Genomic DNA, 18,584 nt, shown 5'->3' with positions numbered 1-18,584 from the left:
CCGGGCGGCGGACCACCCTCCGCGGCCGGCCGCGCGGCTGCGGTGCGCACGGATGTGGATCACGTCCCGGACGCGATCCGCGCTGGTGAACGTCGCCTCGGCGATCTCCCCTTGCCGGGAAACAACACGTCGGTTTGATCTTGGTTTTGTCGGGGTCGAGGAACCTGGTGACGTCTTCCCGTGTGCGGAAACGGGCTGTTGAGGCGGGGAGGCGGGGACACCGTGGGCTTCCAGAAGCGGGCGGATGTCTCTTGCTCGCGTCGACGGCGCGGTGCCGGGCGGGGATCGCGCCGACCATGAGACTGGCGTCCAGGACGTGGTCGTAGTACGAGAAGTCGCCGGTCGCCACCTCGTGCATGACGGCATCGGCGAGCTGCCGCCAGTCGGCGCGGGGCAGGCCCGCCGCGGTCTCCTTCAGGGCGCCGGCGGTGACGCGGCCCTTCCAGTAGCCCCCGATGGCCTTCTTCGGCAGGTCTTCTCACTCGCGGGCACGCCTGCCAGGCGGAACCGCGGCGGAGCGCGGAGCGGCCCCTCATTCCTCGCTCCGCGCCCGCGTCCACAGCAGCCCGGGCCCCTCAGCCCCGGCGGCAACCGGGGCCCCTCAGCCCCGGGCGTAGGTGTGAAACCCGCGGCCGGTCTTCCGTCCGAGCAGCCCGGCCTGGACCATCCGCTGGAGCAGGGGCGGCGGGGCGTACAGGGGTTCCCTGAACTCGTCGTACAACGACTCCGCGATGGAGGCGACCGTGTCCAGACCGATGAGATCGGCGAGCTTGAGCGGACCCATGGGGTGGGCGCAGCCGAGTTCCATGCCGGCGTCCACGTCGGCGGCGGTGGCGAAGCCGGATTCCGTCATGCGGATGGCGGAGAGCAGGTAGGGGATCAGCAGTGCGTTGACGACGAAGCCGGCCCGGTCCTGGGAGCGGATCGCGGTCTTGCCGAGCGTGTGGCGGGCGAACTCCTCGACGGCCGTCACGGTCTCCGGCGCGGTGTGGAGGGACGCCACGACCTCCACCAGGGGCAGGACGGGCACCGGATTGAAGAAGTGCAGCCCCAGGACCCGGTCGGCGCGGTGGGTTGCCATGCCCAAGCGCATCACCGGAATGGCGGAGGTGTTGGTGGCCAGGATCGCCCCCGGGTCTTCGACGATCTTGTCGAGGGCGGCGAAGATCTCGGTCTTCGCGTCGGTGTTCTCGATGACGGCCTCGATGACGAGCTGCCGGTCGGCGAGGTCGTCGAGGCTGCTGGTGAAGACGAGCCGGGCCAGGGCATCCTCGGCAGAGAGGCGGTCGAGCTTGCCACGCTGGACAGCCCTTTCGAGGGACACCGTCACACGCTCCTGGGCTCCGCGGGCGGCGGTGGCGTCCGCCTCGCAGACGACTGTGTCGAGACCGGCGCGGGCGCAGACCTCGGCGATCCCGGCCCCCATCTGGCCGCCGCCGACGACGCCCACGCGCTGGATACCGGTGGTGGTCATGCCTGCTCCGTTCCGCGCCGCACGAGGTGGCGGGCGTAGGCGTCGGTGGTGAAGAACTCGGGCAGGTCCCGGCCGAGGGCGGTGGTCACGAAGATCGCGCGGGCCTCGGCGGTGAGTGCCGCCGGGGCCTCCTTGGCCAAGGCGGCCGCCTCGCACTCGAGAATCTTGATCACCATGTCGCGGTCTACGACGCCGTGGCGCAGCCACTGCCAGACCTGGCAACGGGCGATCTCGGCGGTGGCCGCGTCCTCCATCAGCCCGTACAGGGCGACCGCGCCATGGCCGCGCAGCCAGGCGTCGAAGTAGCGCAGCGCGACGGCGATGTTGGCGCGGACACCTTCCTCGGTGGGCGGGGCGCTGATGCGGCGTACCGACAGGAGGTCGGCGGCTTGGACGTCGACGTCGTCGCGGGTGCGTTCGATCTGGTGCGGACGGTCGCCGAGAACACCGTCGAAGACCTCACGGCAGACGGGGACGAGTCCGGGGTGGGCGACCCACGAGCCGTCGAAGCCGTCCTCGGCCTCGCGCTCCTTGTCGAGCCGGACCTTGGCGAGGGCGGCCTCGTTCGCGGCCGCGTCGCGGCTGGGGACGTGGGCGGCCATGCCGCCGATGGCGTGGGCGCCGCGCTTGTGACAGGTGCGTACGAGGAGTTCGGTGTAGGCGCGCATGAACGGGGCGGTCATGGTGACCCTGGCCCGGTCGGGAAGCAGAAAGTCGGTGCGGTGGCCGAAGGTCTTGATCAGGCTGAAGAGGTAGTCCCAGCGGCCCGCGTTGAGGCCGGCGCTGTGCTCGCGCAGCTCGTAGAGGATTTCCTCCATCTCGAAGGCGGCGGTGACCGTCTCGATGAGGACGGTGGCTCGGACGGTGCCGCGGGGGATGCCGAGCAGGTCCTGGGCGAGGAGGAAGACGTCGTTCCACAGGCGGGCTTCGTACCGGTTCTCCAGCTTGGGGAGATAGAAGTACGGGCCGTACCCGGCGTCGATCTGGCGCTGGGCGCAGTGGAAGAAGTACAGGCCGAAGTCGACGAGGGAGGCGGGGACGGGGCGGCCGTCGAACTCCAGATGCTCCTCCACGAGGTGCCAGCCGCGCGGGCGGACCACGATGGTCGCGAGCCGGTCATCGAGCCGGTATTCCTTGCCCCCGGGGGAGGTGAAGTCGATGCGGCGCTGACAGGCGTCGAGCAGGTTCAGCTGACCGCCGATGACGTTGTCCCAGGTGGGTGCGGTGGCATCCTCGAAGTCGGCCAACCACACCTGCGCGCCGGAGTTGAGGGCGTTGATGGTCATCCGCCGCTCGGGCGGGCCGGTGATCTCCACTCGGCGGTCGGTCAGTCCGGGGGCGGGCGGGGCGACGCGCCAGTCGGGATCGTCACGGACGGGTGAGGTGGCGCGGGAGAAGTCCAGTGGCCTGCCCGAGGCCAGGTGGGCCGACAGGCGCCGCCGCTCCTTGAGGAGTTCCAGGCGCCTGTCCGCGAAGGCCGCGGCCAGACGTCCGATGAAGTCCAGGGCCTCGGGAGTGAGGATCTCCTCGTAGCGGTCGCCCGGCGCCCCGAGGACCTGGGCCCGGTGGGTAGTTGCGTTGGTGGACATGCGGGTCTCCTGAGGGGGAGGGGTAAGGGCCGGACGAGACGGGCGTTCGGCCCTCACCTGAACGCGGGCCGACGAGCGGGCTGGGCAAGGAGTGCCTAGTGGAACTGCTCTTCCTCGGTGGAGCCGGACAGTGCCGTGGTCGAGGAGGCCGGGTTGACGGCGGTGGAGACCAGGTCGAAGTAGCCGGTGCCGACCTCGCGCTGGTGCTTGACCGCGGTGAAGCCGTGCTTCTGGGCGGCGAACTCGCGTTCCTGCAGGTCGACGTAGGCGGTCATGCCGTGCTCGGCGTAACCGCGGGCGAGGTCGAACATGCCGTGGTTGAGGGAGTGGAAGCCGGCCAGGGTGATGAACTGGAAGCGGTAGCCCATCGCGCCCAGCTCGCGCTGGAACTTGGCGATCTGGTCGTCGTCCAGCGCGGCCTTCCAGTTGAAGGACGGCGAGCAGTTGTACGCCAGCATCCGGTCCGGGTACCGGGCGTGGATCGCCTCGGCGAACTCCCGGGCCTGAGCAAGGTCCGGGGTGCCGGTCTCCACCCAGATCAGATCGGCGTACGGGGCGTAGGCCAGGCCACGCGCGATGACCGGGGCCATGCCGTTCCGGACCCGGTAGAAGCCCTCCGCGGTACGCTCACCGGTGACGAACTGGGCGTCGCGCTCATCCACGTCGCTGGTCAGCAGGTTCGCGGCGAGGGCGTCCGTGCGGGCCACGATCAGGGTCGGGACGTCCGCGATGTCGGCGGCGAGCCGGGCCGCGTTCAGGGTGCGGATGTGCTGCGACGTCGGCACCAGTACCTTACCGCCCAGGTGGCCGCACTTCTTCTCCGAGGCGAGCTGGTCCTCGTAGTGGATGCCCGCCGCGCCCGCGGCGATCATCGCCTTGGTCAGCTCGAAGGCGTTCAGCGGGCCGCCGAAGCCGGCTTCGGCGTCGGCGACGATCGGCGCCAGCCAGTCCGTGGTGTCCGTCCCGCCCTCGGCGGTGGCGATCTGGTCGGCGCGCAGCAGCGCGTTGTTGATCCGGCGCACCACCTGCGGAACGGAGTTGACCGGGTACAGGCTCTGGTCGGGGTAGGTGTGACCGGCCTGGTTGGCATCGGCGGCGACCTGCCAGCCGGAGAGATAGATGGCCTGCAGCCCGGCCTTCACCTGCTGCACGGCCTGGCCGCCGGTCAGCGCGCCCAGCGCGTGGACGTAGTCCCGCTCGTGCAGCTGGCGCCACAGCCGCTCGGCGCCCCGCCGGGCCAGGGTGTGCTCCTCGCGGACACTGCCGGACAGCCGCACGACGTCGTCCGCGCTGTAGGTGCGCTCGATGCCGTTCCAGCGGGGGTCCGTGGCCCACCGTCGGGCCAGCTCCTGTGCCGCCGCTTGTGTCCCTGTCTGCGCCATGGCCGTCTCCTGAGGGGATCGAAACCGAAGATCATCTGTGAAGAGTGCGAAGGCGTTTCCGCTTCGCTTGGTGTGCGGCCCGGCGTGCCCTGGCTCGTGAGCGGAGGAGAGCAATGTCGACGAGCCGCCGGGACGGAACTGCCGGGATCGCCGACGTCACGGCATGAGATCGTGCCCGGAGTTCCGTCCCGGTCGCCGGGGACCGGCGGGCCGCACCACGACTCTGACAGTGGCACTGAGTGCCATCAAGCTTGGCGCTCTGCCAACTTCTGCGAATCTTCCATGCCCTCTTTGCCAAGATTGCGAAGGACCTTTCCGGCACCCCTTCCCCTAGGCTGTGGGTCGCGGCGAAAGGGGCTGGGATGAGCAAGACCTATGCGGGGGCGCGGCTGCGTCGGCTGCGCGAGGACCGGCGGATGAGCCAGGCGGAGCTGGCCCGGGTCCTCGCGATCTCGCCGAGTTATCTGAATCAGATGGAGCACGACTCCCGTCCGCTGACCGTGCCCGTCCTCCTGCGGCTGACCGAGGCGTTCGGTGTCGACGCCGCCTTCTTCTCCGAGCGCGACACCAGCCGCCTCATGGCCGACCTGCGCGAAGCCATGGCCGACGAGGTGGCCGCTGGCCGCGTCTCCGCCGCCGACCTGTCGGAACTCGCCTCCCGGCTGCCCGCAGTCGGGGAAGTGCTGCTGCGGTTGAGCCGCAGCAACCAGGACCTGGGCGAGCGGCTCGCCGAGGCAACCGATGACCGCGCCGCCACCGCCGATACGGCCGCACCCCGCACTCCACACGAGGAGATCCGCGAGCTCTTCTACCGCCGCCGGAACTACCTGCACGACGCCGACACCGCCGCCGAGGAGCTGGCGGCCGCCGCCGGCATCCGGCCCGGCGAGATCCTGCGGGCCCTGACCGCCCGCCTCGCCGACCGGCACGGCGTACGCATCGCGGCCGACGGGGACAGCCCGCACCACTACGACCCGCGGGACCGTACGCTGCATCTTTCGCCCCGTCTGCGCCCGGGCCAGCAGGCATTTCGCATGGCCACCCAGCTGGCCCTGCTGGAGTACGGCGACGAACTCTCCCGGCACGCCTCCGAGGACTTCGACGAGGGCTCCACCACGTGGAAGCTGGCGCGGATCGGGGTGGCCAACTACTTCGCCGCCGCGCTGATCCTGCCGTACACCGCCTTCCACGGCGCGGCCGAGGAGGTGCGGTACGACATCGAACGTCTCACCGACCGCTTCGGCCTCGGCTATGAGACGGTCTGCCACCGCCTGAGCACCCTCCAGCGCCCGCGACTGCGGGGGGTGCCCTTCTCCTTCGTTCGCGTGGACCGTGCGGGCAACATGTCCAAACGTCAGTCCGCGACCGGTTTCCACTTCTCCCGGGCCGGCGGAACCTGCCCGCTGTGGAACGTCTACGAAGCCTTCGCCGCGCCCGGCCGCATCCATGTCCAGATCGCTGCCATGCCCGACGGACAGCGGTACCTGTGGACCGCCCGCGCCCTCACCCGCAGCCGCGGTGGCTGGGGCGAGCCCGGCAAGACGTTCGCGATCGGGCTCGGCTGTGAGATCCGGCATGCCTCGCGGCTCGTGTACTCCGACGGCCTGGACCTGGACAACGCCTCGGCCGCCACCCCGATCGGCATGGGCTGCCGCGTCTGCGAACGCCTCGACTGCCCGCAGCGCGCCGTGCCGCCGCTCGGACAGAAGCTCGCCATCGACGAGAACAGCACGACCTTCGTGCCCTACCCCATCGCACCCACACCCTGAACCGGCAGTGGCTGTACGGCGGGGGCGCTCGCCGATGGAGTGCCCCCGCCGTCTCTCACGACCCCTCTGTTGTGCCGCCGCATGTGTTCGCGGTGCCCACGGCGCTGAGGGGCGGGACCGGGCATGGGCGGCTCTCGGCGTCGATGGCGACGAAGGTCAGCTGGGCGGTGGCGACGTTGGCGGCAGGCCCGGAGGCATTCCACCGCTCTGCGGTGACGCGGACGCCGACGTCCATCGAGGTGCGTCCGGCCCGATCCAGTTCCGCATGCACGGTAAGCAGATCACCGGCCCGCACCGGGGCGAGGAAGGTCATGCGGTTGACCGAGACGGTCACCGCTGGGCCGTCCGCATGGCGGCCGGCGGCGGCTGCCGCGGCGTCGTCGATCAACTTCATGATGACGCCGCCGTGGATGGTGCCGTAGAGGTTGGTGTCGTGCTCGCTCATGATGTGGGCGAGGGTCACGCACGAGTCGGCCGGGGCCTTGTGGGCAGGGCCGACGGGCAGTCGAGCGTCCATGGTCACGGAACTCTCCTTCGCGAGTTCTCGACGACCTCGATGGCCGGATGCGCGCGAAGGACGGGGCGGTCCACATCACCCCTGCCGCCGCCGACCCGCCCTCGAGGTCCGGTGTGGCCGCACCCGGTGGGGCACGGGCTGTGGCAGGTCTTCGGACTCGCGGGCACACCTGACCTTCGTCAGGCGCCTACTGGCCGTCGCTTCCCAGAAGCCCTCGGCTTCCAGTGCGTATGACGGCGGTCGTTCCCGCTCACCGCTGCGGGGCAGTCCCGGATTCCCACCGGGTTCCCTCTTACGACGCTCCCGCCTGGCGGACGGGGCGAACCAACTGCACCGGCCAGCGTACGGCAGTGCGCGAGCGGGCTTACCGCACGTGCTCCGCATCCCCGGCGCGCTGGCTGGGGCACTCCGACCCGGGGTTCACGCTGCGGAAGTACTCCCACTTCCTGTTGCGAGCCGGCGCACGGGGCAGCGCCGCCATCGAGGCGATCTTCGCGTAGCCGCGGCTGGCGACAGAGCCTGTGGAGCGCGGCTCGTAGCCCGCCGCAGGCCCAAAGTCCCAGAGATGCCGCCGTACCACTCCCTGCCCCGCTAAATAGCAGGTCAGACCGGGTACGGCGGCATTCGCACATCAAATGTCGCGGAAGATCTCGATCTGCGCGCCCACCGAGTTCAGCCGCTCCGCCAGCTCCTCGTACCCGCGGTTGATGACATAGACGTTGCGCAGCACGGACGTGCCCTCGGCCGCCATCATCGCCAGCAGGACGACCACCGCGGGGCGCAGGGCGGGCGGGCACATCATTTCGGCGGCGCGCCAGCGGGTGGGGCCTTCGACCAGGACGCGGTGGGGGTCGAGGAGCTGGAGGCGGCCGCCGAGGCGGTTGAGGTCGGTGAGGTAGATGGCGCGGTTGTCGTAGACCCAGTCGTGAATGAGGGTCTGACCCTGCGCCACCGCCGCGATCGCCGCGAAGAAGGGCACATTGTCGATGTTGAGGCCGGGGAAGGGCATGGGGTGGATCTTGTCGATCGGCGCTTCCAGCTTGGAGGGGCGCACCGTCAGGTCCACGAGACGGGTGTGGCCGTTGTCCGCGGGGTATTCGGCCGAGCGGTCGTGGTCCAGGCCCATCTCCTCCAGCACCGCGAGCTCGATCTCCAGGAACTCGATGGGGACGCGACGGATCGTCAGCTCGGACTCGGTGACCACCGCGGCGGCCAGCAGGCTCATCGCCTCGACCGGGTCCTCGGAGGGGGAGTAGTCCACATCCACGTCGATGTTCGGCACACCGTGCACGGTGAGCGTGGTGGTGCCCACGCCCTCGACCTTCACGCCCAGCGCCTTCAGGAAGAAGCAGAGGTCCTGGACCATGTAGTTGGAGGAGGCGTTGCGGATGACGGTGACGCCGTCATGGCGGGCGGCCGCCAGCAGCGCGTTCTCGGTCACCGTGTCGCCGCGTTCGGTCAGCACGATCGGACGGCCGGGGGTGACCGACCGGTCCACCTGGGCGTGGTAGAGGCCCTCTGTCGCGGTGATGTCGAGGCCGAAGCGGCGCAGCGCGATCATATGCGGCTCGATGGTGCGGGTGCCCAGATCGCAGCCGCCCGCGTACGGCAGCCGGAAAGCGTCCAGCCGGTGCAGCAGCGGCCCCAGGAACATGATGATCGACCGGGTGCGGCGGGCCGCCTCCGCGTCCATCGCGTCCAGGTCGAGGTCGGCAGGCGGCACGATCTCCAGGTCCACGCCGTCGTTGATCCAACGTGTCCGTACGCCGATGGAGTTGAGCACCTCCAGCAGCCGGTAGACCTCTTCGATGCGGGCGACGCGGCGCAGCACCGTGCGTCCCTTGTTCAGCAGCGAGCCGCAGAGCAGCGCCACACAGGCGTTCTTGCTCGTCTTGACGTCGATCGAGCCGGAGAGCCGGCGTCCGCCGACGACGCGCAGATGCATGGGTCCGGCATAGCCGAGCGACACGATCTCGCTGTCCAGCGCCTCACCGATTCGGGCGATCATCTCAAGACTGATGTTCTGATTGCCGCGCTCAATGCGGTTGACGGCGCTCTGGCTGGTGCCGAGTGCTTCGGCGAGCTGCGTCTGTGTCCAGCCCCGGTGCTGACGGGCGTCACGGATGAGCTTGCCGATGCGTACGAGGTAGTCATCTGCCATGGCGGCAGGCTATCTCAGATATGAGATGCGATCGCGCAGGGGTGGGCCATCAGGGTGACAGTCCGTTGGCTACCGGGTGATGTGGCCCATACAGCGGGAGTTCGGCTCCGCCGGGCATGCGGACCGCCGCGAGAAGCTCCTGGCCGCGGCCGGTTGGCGACCGTGAGACACGCCGCGCTCGGCCAGCCGGGCGAGTGTGCGCTCCAGGTCGTCGCGTATGAACGCCCGGTCGGCTTCGGCGTCGTGTGTGTAAAGGATCACATGCGCGCTGTTGAGCAGGCATCCGATGCTGCGTGGCCGCCGCCCGGTCGGCAATGAGAGCGCCGCCGTACGGGTCGCGTTGAGCCGTCGGCCGCCGCGCGAGGTCGAGCGGATTCGGCCCGTTCCTCCGGTGTTGTCCGGTTGTGCGCGACGCCTGCGCATGCTTGTGATCGAGTCGGCGCCGCAACAGGGCGCAGGCGTTGTCCTGTCTCAGCGAAGTTAGCCGGCGGTGTCGCGTTGACCTGCGAGGGCTGGATTGGGTGAGACGGCTGCCAGCAGCCCCCGAGCGTCTGAAGGCGAACCACATCCCCTTCAGCGACGTCCCTGGATACTCCCAGGCGCTCCGCCGCGTCCAGGGCCTCGGTGCCCGCCAGAAGGAACGCCTCCTCGAACTCTTCCCGCCGCGAGCGAACCTGACCAGCGGCGCCGCCGCCCGCTACAACGGCAGAGGACCCCGGTGATGCCGGGGTCCTCTTACTTCAAGATCAACCGCTGGTGTCAGCGAGGGTTGATCTCGACCTTGACGTGAAGGCACGTTCCGGCGGTGATGAGCGGGCCGCCGACGAAGGGGAAGCCGGTGAAGCAAAAGGCGACCCCGGAACCAACGCAGAGAACGGAGAACCCGAACTGGCACCAGGCGAGTGCTCCCTCGGGGCGCCTCCTGCTCACGGAGACGAAGGGCTGGCGCTCTGTCGGATCTACTGGGGTACCGTCGGTGGTAGTCAGGAGGAATACCTCTTTCCTGTGCGTACAGGTACCAGGGCAGTTCTGCTTGCCGGCTCTCTGTCCTGGGCCTGTGGGACCTCAACGGCTGGGGTTCCAGCTCGTGAGATCCATGGTGCGGCGGACTTGACAGGGTCTGAGGTACACTGGTCGACGGATTGATCCGCATGGCGTCGAGTCGATAGTCAAAGTTGAAGATGACATTGAAACTGGATAGCGAAGCCATGCGGATCAAACGGTAGCGGTGAAACCGTCAGACTTTTTGAGGGCAGCTGTGGCGCAGGAGCGGGATGGCAAGGTCGAGATCCGCAAGGACCAGCTACAGGCGTTGATGGGGGGCGAGCTCCCCGATGCGATCAAGAAGGCCCGCGAGATCCACGCGCGAGGCAAGAAGCCGCAGGTTGTGCGCGTGCGGCGGTCCTTCGTGAGGCTGGAGAAGTTCGGTGGGACGGTCGAGACCGAGAGGAAGCCGCTGCCTCGGGCCGAGCGCCCGCTCTCCGCACAGATGATCACGCCGAAAGGGCTCACCCTGAAGCTGTACCTCCTGATGCTGTTTGCGGCGCAGTGCGAGGCGGCGGTCGGCAAGGAGTGGCCCCAGCCGTACCCGATCGAGCCGGACGCCCAGAAGACCGATTCCTGGGAAGGCTTGGTGGCGACCGTCGCCAAGTACGCCGGGCCCGGCGTCCAGGCGTCCTCGGTCCGCACGAACAAGATCAGGCAGATCGCCCAAGCGATGAAGGCACTTGAGGAGATGGGGCTACTCAAGTCGGCAACCGGGATTAAGGGGCAGGTCCGCCGTGGCGTTCTGCTCCTGTGCGAGAACGGAAAGAGCAAGGACACCGGCGCCGCGAGCATCCCGTACACCGTGCCGGCCGATGACGAGCGCTTCCTTGAGATCCCCGTCGGGTTCTTTACCAACGGCTGGGTCCACGTGCTCACCAACAGCGAGATCGCGGCCCTGCTGATGTGGTTCGACGTCATGAAGTTTGACGCCATGCACGTGGCTCCCGAGGGCAGAGCCCCAATGACAGTCGGGTACGTGCTGAGCAACGTGCGCCACGGCTTCTACGGCGTCGGCCGCGACACCTACGAGACGCACAAGCCACTCGAAGCCTTCCAGCTCCTCGACGTACACCGGCCCTCCAAGCGGTACGACAGCGGGAAGTGGAAGGACTTTGAGGAGGACAGCAGCGGCATGGTCTGTCACCGCGTGGTGCTCCGGGACGGCGCATTCGATAAAGAGGCGGGTCCGGTCGTCGAGGAAGTACTCAAGAGGCGCGACGCCACCAACGAGTGGCGTCGGCCCTTCGGCGGATTTGTGCAGCCCCAGAGGTGGTGACCCGGGCCCGGGTCAGGAACCACTCCTTCCCGACGCCGGCCCGACCGCATGCGTCCACGTCCCGCAGGGGTGTATCCGCCGATTTAGAGATCAATCTCAGCGTCAATCACGGTTCCATTGATCCAATCACCGTCAATTGCATCAGATGCGAATTGGCGACGGTATGCGAATCGCTCCGAAGGAGGGCATCAACCATGCTGCGGGGTGGTCACGTTGGGTGCCCGAGCTACCGGTGACAGTAGCGGCACGCGGAGCCTTGCTGCCACTCACGCAGGGGGCTGAACTGCTGGTTTCCTGGCGACTCGCATAGGATGCGATTTCCTCGCATCTGATGCGAGTCACGGAGAGTGGTGGATCGGTGGGGTTCAACGGGTCGATACCGGGTGCGGCGAGGCTGCATCTGGTGGACGGGGTCGCGTTGCTGCGGCCGGAGGAACAGGTCTTCACTGCGATGCTGACGGGGTTCGCCAATCAGCAGCTGGCGCGGAATCTGGCCCGGACGACCGTGGAGGGACGGGAGAACGCGGTGAAGGCGTTCGCCGCGTACGTGAACACCTACCCATGGAACTGGACGCCGGCGATGGTCGACGAGTGGCTCGGGGACCTGCGCTCACTGCGCGATCTGAAGCGCTCGACGATCCGTTCGTACTCCGAGGCCGTCCGGTCCTTCTGCCACTTCGTGACCGACCCCCTCTATGAGTGGACCGCCACCTGCGAGGAACGCTTCGGCACTCACCCGGTCCAGGTGGTGCACGAGTGGAACACCGCAGTGCATGTCCAGGACAACGAGTCCGACCCGAAGAAGCGGGCGTTCACCAAGGCTGAGCTGCACGCCTTCTTCGCCTACTGCGACGACGAGGTCGCGCGCATCCGCTCGCTGGGCCGCAAGGGCTGGCTGCCAGCTTTTCGGGACGCCACTGTGTTCAAGACGGCCTACGCCTACGGGACCCGGCGCAACGAGACACGGATGCTCGACGCGGCCGACTTCGGCCGGAACCCGCACGGGGCCGAGTTCGGCGAGTACGGCCGATGCCAGGTGCGGTTCGGCAAGGCGAAGAAGGGCTCGCCGCCCAAGCGCCGCGGGGTGCTGACCGTGTTCGACTGGACCCCGGATGTCCTCGACGAGTGGTTCACCGAGGTCCGGCCCCACTTCGGGGCTGACGGCAATCCGGCCGCCTGGCCGTCCGAACGGGGTCTGCGGATCGGCTGCCAGCGGATCAACTCCCGTTTCAAGGCATACCGCGAGGCCCTGGGCCTGGACGACGGACTGGACTTCCACTCGCTGCGAAGGTCCTACGTCACCCACCTGATCGAGGACGGCTGGGACCCCCGCTTCGTCCAGGAACAGGTCGGTCACGAGCACGCCAGCACCACCTCCATCTACACCTGTGTCTCGTCGGACTTCCGCACCCGAACCCTGCGCCGGCACCTGGACGACACCATCGCCGCGGCCCTTCAGACCCGGAACGGGAGGAACGCATGAAGCGTAAGGTCGGCTACACCTGGCGGCTGCGCGAGGTGATGGCCCAGCATCAGATCTTCACAGCCACCGAGTTGGTCCCGCTGCTGCGTGAACGCGGGATCGACCTGTCCGCCTCCCAGGTCCACCGTCTGGTCTCCGGCACCCCGGAACGGCTGTCGTTGCAGGTCATGGCCGCGCTCTGCGACATCCTCGCCTGCACCCCGGCCGACCTGGTAGCCACCACCGCCGAGAACGCAGGGGTCCGCAAGACCGCCACCGGCGACCTTCCGGCCCTGTCCGCGAACGTCGCCAAGCTGCGGCCCCGCGCGGCCCGCATCCTGCCCGACGCATGAGCCCCGCCTACACCCCTGAAGAGTGCGAACGCTGGCACAAGCGCACCTGCGCCCGCTGCGAACGTCATGGTTGGTTCGCCGCCCGCTGGCCGGACGGATACGTCTGCCGGACCTGCTCGGACCGCGCGGTCCGGACACGGGGCACCTGCCCCGGATGCGGCCAGGACCGGGCACTTCCCGGCCTCCGCCCCGGCGACGGCGCCGCGATCTGCGCGACCTGCGCCGGTTTCTCCCAGACCTTCGACTGCTCACGCTGCGGCTTCGAAGGCAAGCTCCTGCGTGGGCGGCTCTGCGAACGCTGCACGCTCGCCGATCGGCTCACCACTCTGCTGGACGACGGCACCGGCCGCGTCCGCCCGGAACTGACACCGCTGTTCGACCTGCTGGTGGCGATGGACAAGCCCAGCAGCGGGCTGGCCTGGCTGGCCATGCGCCGAGACCAACCGGGAAACGCCTCCGAGCGGCTCCGGCAGCTCGGCCTCGGCCAGATCCCGCTGACGCACGACGCCTTCCACGAACTCCAGCCCTGGCGGTCGGCCGCTCACCTGGAAGAACTGCTGATGGCGAGTGGGGTCCTGCCCGCCGTCGACAAGTACATCTGTTCCTTCCAGCGCTGGCTGCCCGGTCATCTGGCCGATATCGCTGACCCCGAGCACGCGAAGACGATCAGGCTCTTCGCGACCTGGCGCGTCCTTCCCCGACTGCGTGCACGAGCCGACCGCGGCCACATCACCCCCAGCATCCGCCGCTTCGCCGCCGAGCAGATCAAACACGCAACCGCCTTCCTCGCCTGGCTCGCCGGGCGGAACACCGCCCTGGCCTCCTGCGGTCAGACCGACGTCGACGCCTGGTGGGCCGAGAACAGCGAGCACGGCCGCAATTGCCTTCGGGCCTTCCTCAACTGGGCCATGCAGAGCCGCCACTGCCGACGCTCGCTCTCCATACCCTCGATGAAGACCACCCGGCGAGCCGCGCTGAGCGAAGACGAGCGCCTGGACGCCCTCGGCCGGCTGCTGACCGACCCGGACACACCGGCGAACCTCCGCGTCGCCGGCGTCATCGTGCTCCTCTATGCCCAACCCCTCACCCGGATCGTCCGGCTCACCGTCGACGATGTGATCCACGACGGAGAGGCCGTACTCCTGCGGCTCGGGGAACCGGCCTCACCCGTCCCCGAACCCGCCGCCTCCCTGCTGCGGGACTACATCGCCGACCGCGACCACATGAACACCGCCACCAACCAGGCGTCCCCCTGGCTGTTCCCCGGCCGCCGGGCCGGCCAGCCCTTCCGCCCTGACCACCTGTCCGCACTCCTCAACGAGATCGGTGTCCCGGTGGCCGCCGCCCGCGGCGCCGCCATCCGACAACAACTCCTTGAAATGCCGGCTCCCGTCGTCGCGGACGCTCTCGGCTCCCACGACAAGACCACACCCGTCTCCTCAACGAGACCGGCGGAACCTGGAGCCGATACGCCCCCGGGGAACATAGGCGATCACCAGCAGGCTGGGTTCCTCTGAGCCCTGACGACGGCTGAGTACGGAACCTCGCCAGAAGCTCCTGCGAGTACAGGGGCGCTTCAGGGCTCCGTTGCCTACCTCGCCGTGCGAACATCGCAGGGTGAAGTTCGCCGAGATCATCGCGCGCGTGAACGGGATTAGTACGCCCATTTTTGGTGTGTCCTGGAACCCACCGACGGTCGATGTCGCCGTCGCCCGCAAGGTCCTCACCTTCGTCGAGGCCCGCCGCGTGCTGTTCTCGACGTATACCAACGAGGTGCCCGAACAGTGTGTCACCTCGGTCCTGGAGATCCGCGACTTCCTGACCACCGTGATCGGCGAGGGCGGTATCCGCGCCGAATTGCACGAGCCGCTACGGATCATGCGCCGCTACTGCGTGAGCTTCCTGAACCGGGTCGGTGCCACTGAGAACCACGCTGACGCGGCGACTGCCTCCCGCCACCTCTTCCGGGAACACCACTGGAGGATGCAGGACTACTGGTTCGGCGAGGCCCTCGGCGAACTGCGCGCTGGTGTTGGCCTCCAGGTGGCCACCATCGCGGCGTCCTTCGGCCTTGACGTAGAAGATGATCTAGCGCGGACGCTACCCGAACCGGACAGCGACTGACGCCTGCCCGTCCAGCAGATCACTCTCCCCCCGGCGAGCGCCCGTGTTCCCTGGACGCCGGGCCGGACAGCCGATGCACCCCGAAACGCTCGTGGCCCTGGTCAACGACCTCGGCATCCCCACCACCGTCGGCCGGACCTCTGCGATCCGCGAGCACGTCCTGGAGATGCCCGAACACGTCGTCGCGGACGCCCTCAGATACCACTAAGTCACCACCGCCAAGCTGGCTACCCAAGCCGGAGGCGCCTGGAGCCGGTACGCCGCTGGAGATCATCTACGGTCACCATCGGGCTGGACCCCTCGGGAAACTGACAATACGCGGAGCTGAAGTTGCGCTCTGCGATCACAAGACGGACCTCAGGCCGTCCTGCGGGTAGACGGCGTCACCGAGAACCGTGACCTTGTGCTCCACGAGGTGCACGTCATAGAAGTAGGGCCTGCCGTCGTGGAAGGTGATGGTCACCGAGGTGCCGTGGGTATTGTCTGCCAGATCCCTGTAGTCCAGCAGGAGCTGAGCGAACTCGGGAACCTTGGGCAGCCGGAAGACCAGCTCCTGGGCGTCGTCAGGCGCGAGCGTCCCAGGCGACCAATGCTGCGGGCTCACCCCGCCGGGGTCATTGGCGGGAGGCGTCTCCACCTGGGCCCGCACATAGAGCGCCGGGCCGCGCCCGACGTTACGGATGCGTACCACCAGGCTCAGCAGCTTCGCATCCGAATCGTGGGCCAGCTCGGGGTCTTCCAGAGTGGGCACAAGAACGGGACGCCACTGCGCCTTCAGATCCGCTTCACTGGCCTTCGCAATGTCCTTCGTACGCCGGACCAAGTGAAAGGTCACGGCGGCCAGCACCACCGTGGCGAATGCTGCGGACAGCGTGCCGATGGACACCCAGCCCCACGCCCATGGGTCGATTTCCATCCCGATGCCTCCTCAATGGAGCCGCCTGCCCCCATTTCACACCCGCCCAGCGACACCCACCTCCCGGATGCCTACGCCCGGGCCAACGATCGCCCTCGGCTCCCACGACAAGACCACACCCGTCTCCTCAACGAGACCGGCGGGACATGGAGCCGATACACCCCTGGAGATCACGGAACGTCACTGCCAAGCTCGTGAGCACCGACAACACGCGACAGTTGAATACGCGAGCTCACCAGTAAGACCGTGTCCTATGTGGTGAGTCGGGCGTTGGGCTCGGCATGGGGCGGGGTACGTGGAGTTGGATTGTTCCGGACGGGCTGTGGGAGATCGCGGAGCCGCTGATCCCGCCGTCGAAGGTGCGGCCGCAGGGCGGTGGGACGCAGGACACGCCTGATGAGACGCTGTTCGCCGCGATCATCTACGTCCTGGTCAGCGGGTGTGCCTGGCGGGCCTTGCCGCCGTGCTTCGGGATATCGAAGTCGACGGCCCACCGCAGGTTCCTGCTCTGGTCGCGAGCCGGGGTCTGGGGTCGGCTCCACGAGGAGATCCTGCACCGCCTGGACGACGCCGGCCTGCTCGACCTCTCACGGGCCGTGCTCGACTCCGCGCACGTCAGGGCTAAAAGGGGGGCGAACTCACAGGCCCGAGCCCCGTGGACCGGGGCAAGCCGGGTTCCAAGATGCACGTTCTGTCGGACGCGAACGGACTGCCCCTCCTCGTCGGCCTCTCCGCGGCCAACACCCACGACAGCCTCGCGTTGAAGCCGATGGTCGAGGGCAACCAAACGAGACACGACCCCCGCCGCGGCCGCTACTTCAAACCCCAGCGCCTCCACGCCGACAAGGCATATGACGTCCCCCACCTGCGCAAATGGCTATGGGGCAAGCACATCGGCGTCCGCATCGCCCGCAAGGGGGTCGAGTCCAGCGAACGGTTGGGGCGCCGACGTTGGGTCATCGAACGCACCATGTCATGGCTGACCGGCTACCGCCGCCTCAGCCACCGCTATGAACGCCACCCCCGCAACTACCTGGCCTTCCTCGGCCTCGCCGCCACCCTCTGCTGCTACAAACGACTCGTCCGACTCACCACATAGGACACGGTCTAAACTAGTAAGTAGCCGACTGGAGCTACCCGAGGAGCAGAGACACGATCGAGGCGAGCGAACCCACGATTCCGAACCGGGTGGCGAACGGTTCGATGCGGAGCCTCCACATGGAGCTGCGCAGTTCCGGCGTGTCCTCTTCGGACGCTGCCTGGGCCTGGAGTTCGTCTATGAGCGCGTTCCCTCCGGGATACTCGCCCAGATCCTGTCGGAGCCGGTTGAGAATCGAGATCAGGTCGGCGTCTTCCAGGCCGGTGTTCTGCTGGTTGTGGCTTCCAGCGATGGCGCTGCCGCCCCGGGATGCTGCGGAGGCGGGGCCGCTGCCGAAACTTACGGCGGCGCCCGCCCCGATGTCACCGACGCTGATGTTGGGCTGCAGGGCCTGGGGGTAGTGCTGGCTGTGGTCGGTCACGTTCCCTCGCACCGTCTGGGCGTTGCTTGCTCCGGCGGCCAGGCTACTGTCGTGCACCGGCCCATACACGACATTACTGTCGACGATGATGGTGCCGTTTGAGACGGGCTGCTGCTGACGGGTGGTCAGGAAGAACCACAGAGTCTGCTTGGAGCGCACGAAGTCGATGCCGTCGGCGGTCAGCGTAATGCGTTGGGGCCGGGGGGTGCGGTCGGCCACAAGAAGGCCCTTGGCTTCCAGGTAGGCGACGGCGGCGTCCACTTCGTGCCATGTGACCTCGGTGCCGCAGAACCACCACTCCTTGGCCGCGGCGAACTTCTGCAAGTCCGCCGAGCCTCCCGACGGGGAGTTGTTATACGCCCAGTGAGGCAGCACGTTGTTCAGATGTGCCTCGCGTTCGGCTCGTGGCTCCGAGTGGGCCCGCAACTCACGGGCCTTAGCCACGCCGGCCCGGGTCAAGCGGATGAGGGGAGAACGGCCGTTGGCCTGGTTGACCGCACGCTTCGCCCAGCCACGCACTACGAGATGGGAGACCACGGCCTGTTCGTCGGCCGCGTCCAGCCTGGCGGCTCCCACGATCCTTCCTGCATGGAGGATCTGTTCCGGGTCGTCGCCCATGGCGTCGAAAGCGCTCTGCAGGAACCGGTCGGCGTACACCTCGACTGTCACACCATCCATCGTACGGCGCGAGAACATCACGCCCCTGGGGACCACACACCGTCACCAGCAGGCTGGACTCCTCGGGGAACTGGCGACAGTTGAATACGCGAGTGCACCAGTACCAAGGCCGCCGAGGCCCGTCAGTTCAGGGAAACTGAAGGTTCTTCACCACGAACTCACGGGTGAGACGCCCTGATTCTGGGGGCTGGGACCGCGGGTTGGCGGTCAACCCGCGCGGCTGGCACCGGAGTTCCAGCCCGGAGACTGAGAACCTGTTGGTCGGCGCGCCGGACCCCGAGGCGTCCGTGCTCGGTCCGCCGGACAAGGAAGATCT

The 18,584-nt window shown here is 68.2% G+C and carries 18 protein-coding genes, 1 pseudogene and 1 riboswitch; of the genes and pseudogenes, 10 read left to right on the top strand and 9 right to left on the bottom strand.

What is annotated here, in order from left to right; translation table 11 throughout:
- Positions 1 to 265 precede the first annotated feature (265 nt).
- The 4 genes and pseudogenes from OF819_RS05995 to aceA form a co-directional block, all read right to left on the bottom strand.
- Positions 266 to 466: pseudogene (locus tag OF819_RS05995) on the bottom strand (hypothetical protein); the annotation flags it as partial.
- Between the two features lie 135 nt (positions 467 to 601).
- Entirely contained in the window at positions 602 to 1,474 is an 873-nt protein-coding gene (locus OF819_RS05990) for a 3-hydroxybutyryl-CoA dehydrogenase (RefSeq protein ID WP_267242288.1), read from the bottom strand.
- Complete coding sequence (gene aceB, locus OF819_RS05985) at positions 1,471 to 3,063, bottom strand: malate synthase A (protein WP_267242287.1); 1,593 nt, start codon at positions 3,061 to 3,063, stop codon at positions 1,471 to 1,473. Before aceB ends, OF819_RS05990 begins: the two co-directional genes overlap by 4 nt.
- A 95-nt stretch (positions 3,064 to 3,158) precedes the next feature.
- Complete coding sequence (aceA, locus tag OF819_RS05980; protein ID WP_267242286.1) at positions 3,159 to 4,445, bottom strand: isocitrate lyase; 1,287 nt, start codon at positions 4,443 to 4,445, stop codon at positions 3,159 to 3,161.
- 362 nt (positions 4,446 to 4,807) lie between these two features.
- On the opposite strand from aceA, the gene OF819_RS05975 reads away from it, so the two are divergent.
- The gene (locus OF819_RS05975) at positions 4,808 to 6,214 is read left to right on the top strand and encodes a short-chain fatty acyl-CoA regulator family protein (RefSeq protein WP_267242285.1); all 1,407 of its coding nucleotides are present in this window, start codon (positions 4,808 to 4,810) and stop codon (positions 6,212 to 6,214) included.
- A 55-nt stretch (positions 6,215 to 6,269) separates the two neighbouring features.
- Here the strand turns inward: OF819_RS05975 and OF819_RS05970 are convergent, their stop codons facing one another.
- Positions 6,270 to 6,731 (bottom strand): acyl-CoA thioesterase, encoded by a 462-nt coding sequence (locus OF819_RS05970; protein WP_267242330.1) that lies wholly within the window; start codon positions 6,729 to 6,731, stop codon positions 6,270 to 6,272.
- A 141-nt stretch (positions 6,732 to 6,872) separates the two neighbouring features.
- Positions 6,873 to 7,058, bottom strand: a riboswitch (cobalamin riboswitch).
- Between the two features lie 23 nt (positions 7,059 to 7,081).
- On the opposite strand from OF819_RS05970, the gene OF819_RS05965 reads away from it, so the two are divergent.
- Entirely contained in the window at positions 7,082 to 7,231 is a 150-nt protein-coding gene (locus tag OF819_RS05965; RefSeq protein WP_267242284.1) for a hypothetical protein, read from the top strand.
- A gap of 131 nt (positions 7,232 to 7,362) precedes the next feature.
- Here the strand turns inward: OF819_RS05965 and OF819_RS05960 are convergent, their stop codons facing one another.
- Positions 7,363 to 8,892, bottom strand: coding sequence for a helix-turn-helix domain-containing protein (locus OF819_RS05960; RefSeq protein WP_267242283.1), 1,530 nt, complete (start codon positions 8,890 to 8,892; stop codon positions 7,363 to 7,365).
- Between the two features lie 69 nt (positions 8,893 to 8,961).
- Complete coding sequence (locus OF819_RS05955) at positions 8,962 to 9,153, bottom strand: hypothetical protein (RefSeq protein WP_267242282.1); 192 nt, start codon at positions 9,151 to 9,153, stop codon at positions 8,962 to 8,964.
- 260 nt (positions 9,154 to 9,413) lie between these two features.
- On the opposite strand from OF819_RS05955, the gene OF819_RS05950 reads away from it, so the two are divergent.
- The 7 genes from OF819_RS05950 to OF819_RS05920 all read left to right on the top strand — a co-directional run bounded on the left by OF819_RS05950 (position 9,414) and on the right by OF819_RS05920 (position 15,362).
- A complete protein-coding gene (locus OF819_RS05950) occupies positions 9,414 to 9,614 on the top strand; it encodes a hypothetical protein (protein ID WP_266731637.1) in 201 nt (66 codons plus the stop codon).
- A 506-nt stretch (positions 9,615 to 10,120) separates the two neighbouring features.
- The gene (locus OF819_RS05945; RefSeq protein ID WP_267242281.1) at positions 10,121 to 11,215 is read left to right on the top strand and encodes a hypothetical protein; all 1,095 of its coding nucleotides are present in this window, start codon (positions 10,121 to 10,123) and stop codon (positions 11,213 to 11,215) included.
- 331 nt (positions 11,216 to 11,546) lie between these two features.
- Positions 11,547 to 12,698, top strand: a complete 1,152-nt coding sequence (locus tag OF819_RS05940) for a tyrosine-type recombinase/integrase (RefSeq protein WP_267242280.1) — start codon at positions 11,547 to 11,549, stop codon at positions 12,696 to 12,698.
- Positions 12,695 to 13,030 carry a helix-turn-helix domain-containing protein gene (locus OF819_RS05935; RefSeq protein WP_267242279.1) on the top strand — a complete coding sequence of 112 codons (336 nt, stop codon included), beginning with the start codon at positions 12,695 to 12,697 and terminating at the stop codon, positions 13,028 to 13,030. Before OF819_RS05940 ends, OF819_RS05935 begins: the two co-directional genes overlap by 4 nt.
- Positions 13,027 to 14,547: a hypothetical protein gene (locus OF819_RS05930; RefSeq protein WP_267242278.1), complete on the top strand. Its 1,521-nt coding sequence runs from the start codon at positions 13,027 to 13,029 to the stop codon at positions 14,545 to 14,547. Before OF819_RS05935 ends, OF819_RS05930 begins: the two co-directional genes overlap by 4 nt.
- 100 nt (positions 14,548 to 14,647) lie before the next feature.
- Entirely contained in the window at positions 14,648 to 15,154 is a 507-nt protein-coding gene (locus OF819_RS05925) for a DUF6650 family protein (protein WP_267242277.1), read from the top strand.
- Between the two features lie 73 nt (positions 15,155 to 15,227).
- Positions 15,228 to 15,362, top strand: coding sequence for a hypothetical protein (locus OF819_RS05920; protein WP_267242276.1), 135 nt, complete (start codon positions 15,228 to 15,230; stop codon positions 15,360 to 15,362).
- 135 nt (positions 15,363 to 15,497) lie between these two features.
- Here the strand turns inward: OF819_RS05920 and OF819_RS05915 are convergent, their stop codons facing one another.
- Positions 15,498 to 16,070, bottom strand: coding sequence for a hypothetical protein (locus OF819_RS05915; RefSeq protein WP_267242275.1), 573 nt, complete (start codon positions 16,068 to 16,070; stop codon positions 15,498 to 15,500).
- Between the two features lie 281 nt (positions 16,071 to 16,351).
- Between OF819_RS05915 and OF819_RS05910 the strand changes: the two genes are divergently transcribed.
- A protein-coding gene (locus OF819_RS05910) for an IS5 family transposase (RefSeq protein WP_267242274.1) occupies positions 16,352 to 17,169 on the top strand; the annotation gives its coding sequence in 2 pieces (ribosomal slippage) (positions 16,352 to 16,694 and positions 16,694 to 17,169; 819 coding nt in all).
- Positions 17,170 to 17,203: 34 nt separating this feature from the next.
- Here the strand turns inward: OF819_RS05910 and OF819_RS05905 are convergent.
- Positions 17,204 to 18,259, bottom strand: coding sequence for a hypothetical protein (locus OF819_RS05905; protein WP_267242273.1), 1,056 nt, complete (start codon positions 18,257 to 18,259; stop codon positions 17,204 to 17,206).
- Positions 18,260 to 18,584: the final 325 nt, after the last annotated feature.

It is taken from the genome of Streptomyces sp. PR69 (genome assembly GCF_026420845.1).
Taxonomy (GTDB): domain Bacteria; phylum Actinomycetota; class Actinomycetes; order Streptomycetales; family Streptomycetaceae; genus Streptomyces.
The sequence above is the reverse complement of the archived record's forward strand: the minus strand, read 5'-3'. Positions and strand labels throughout refer to the sequence as shown.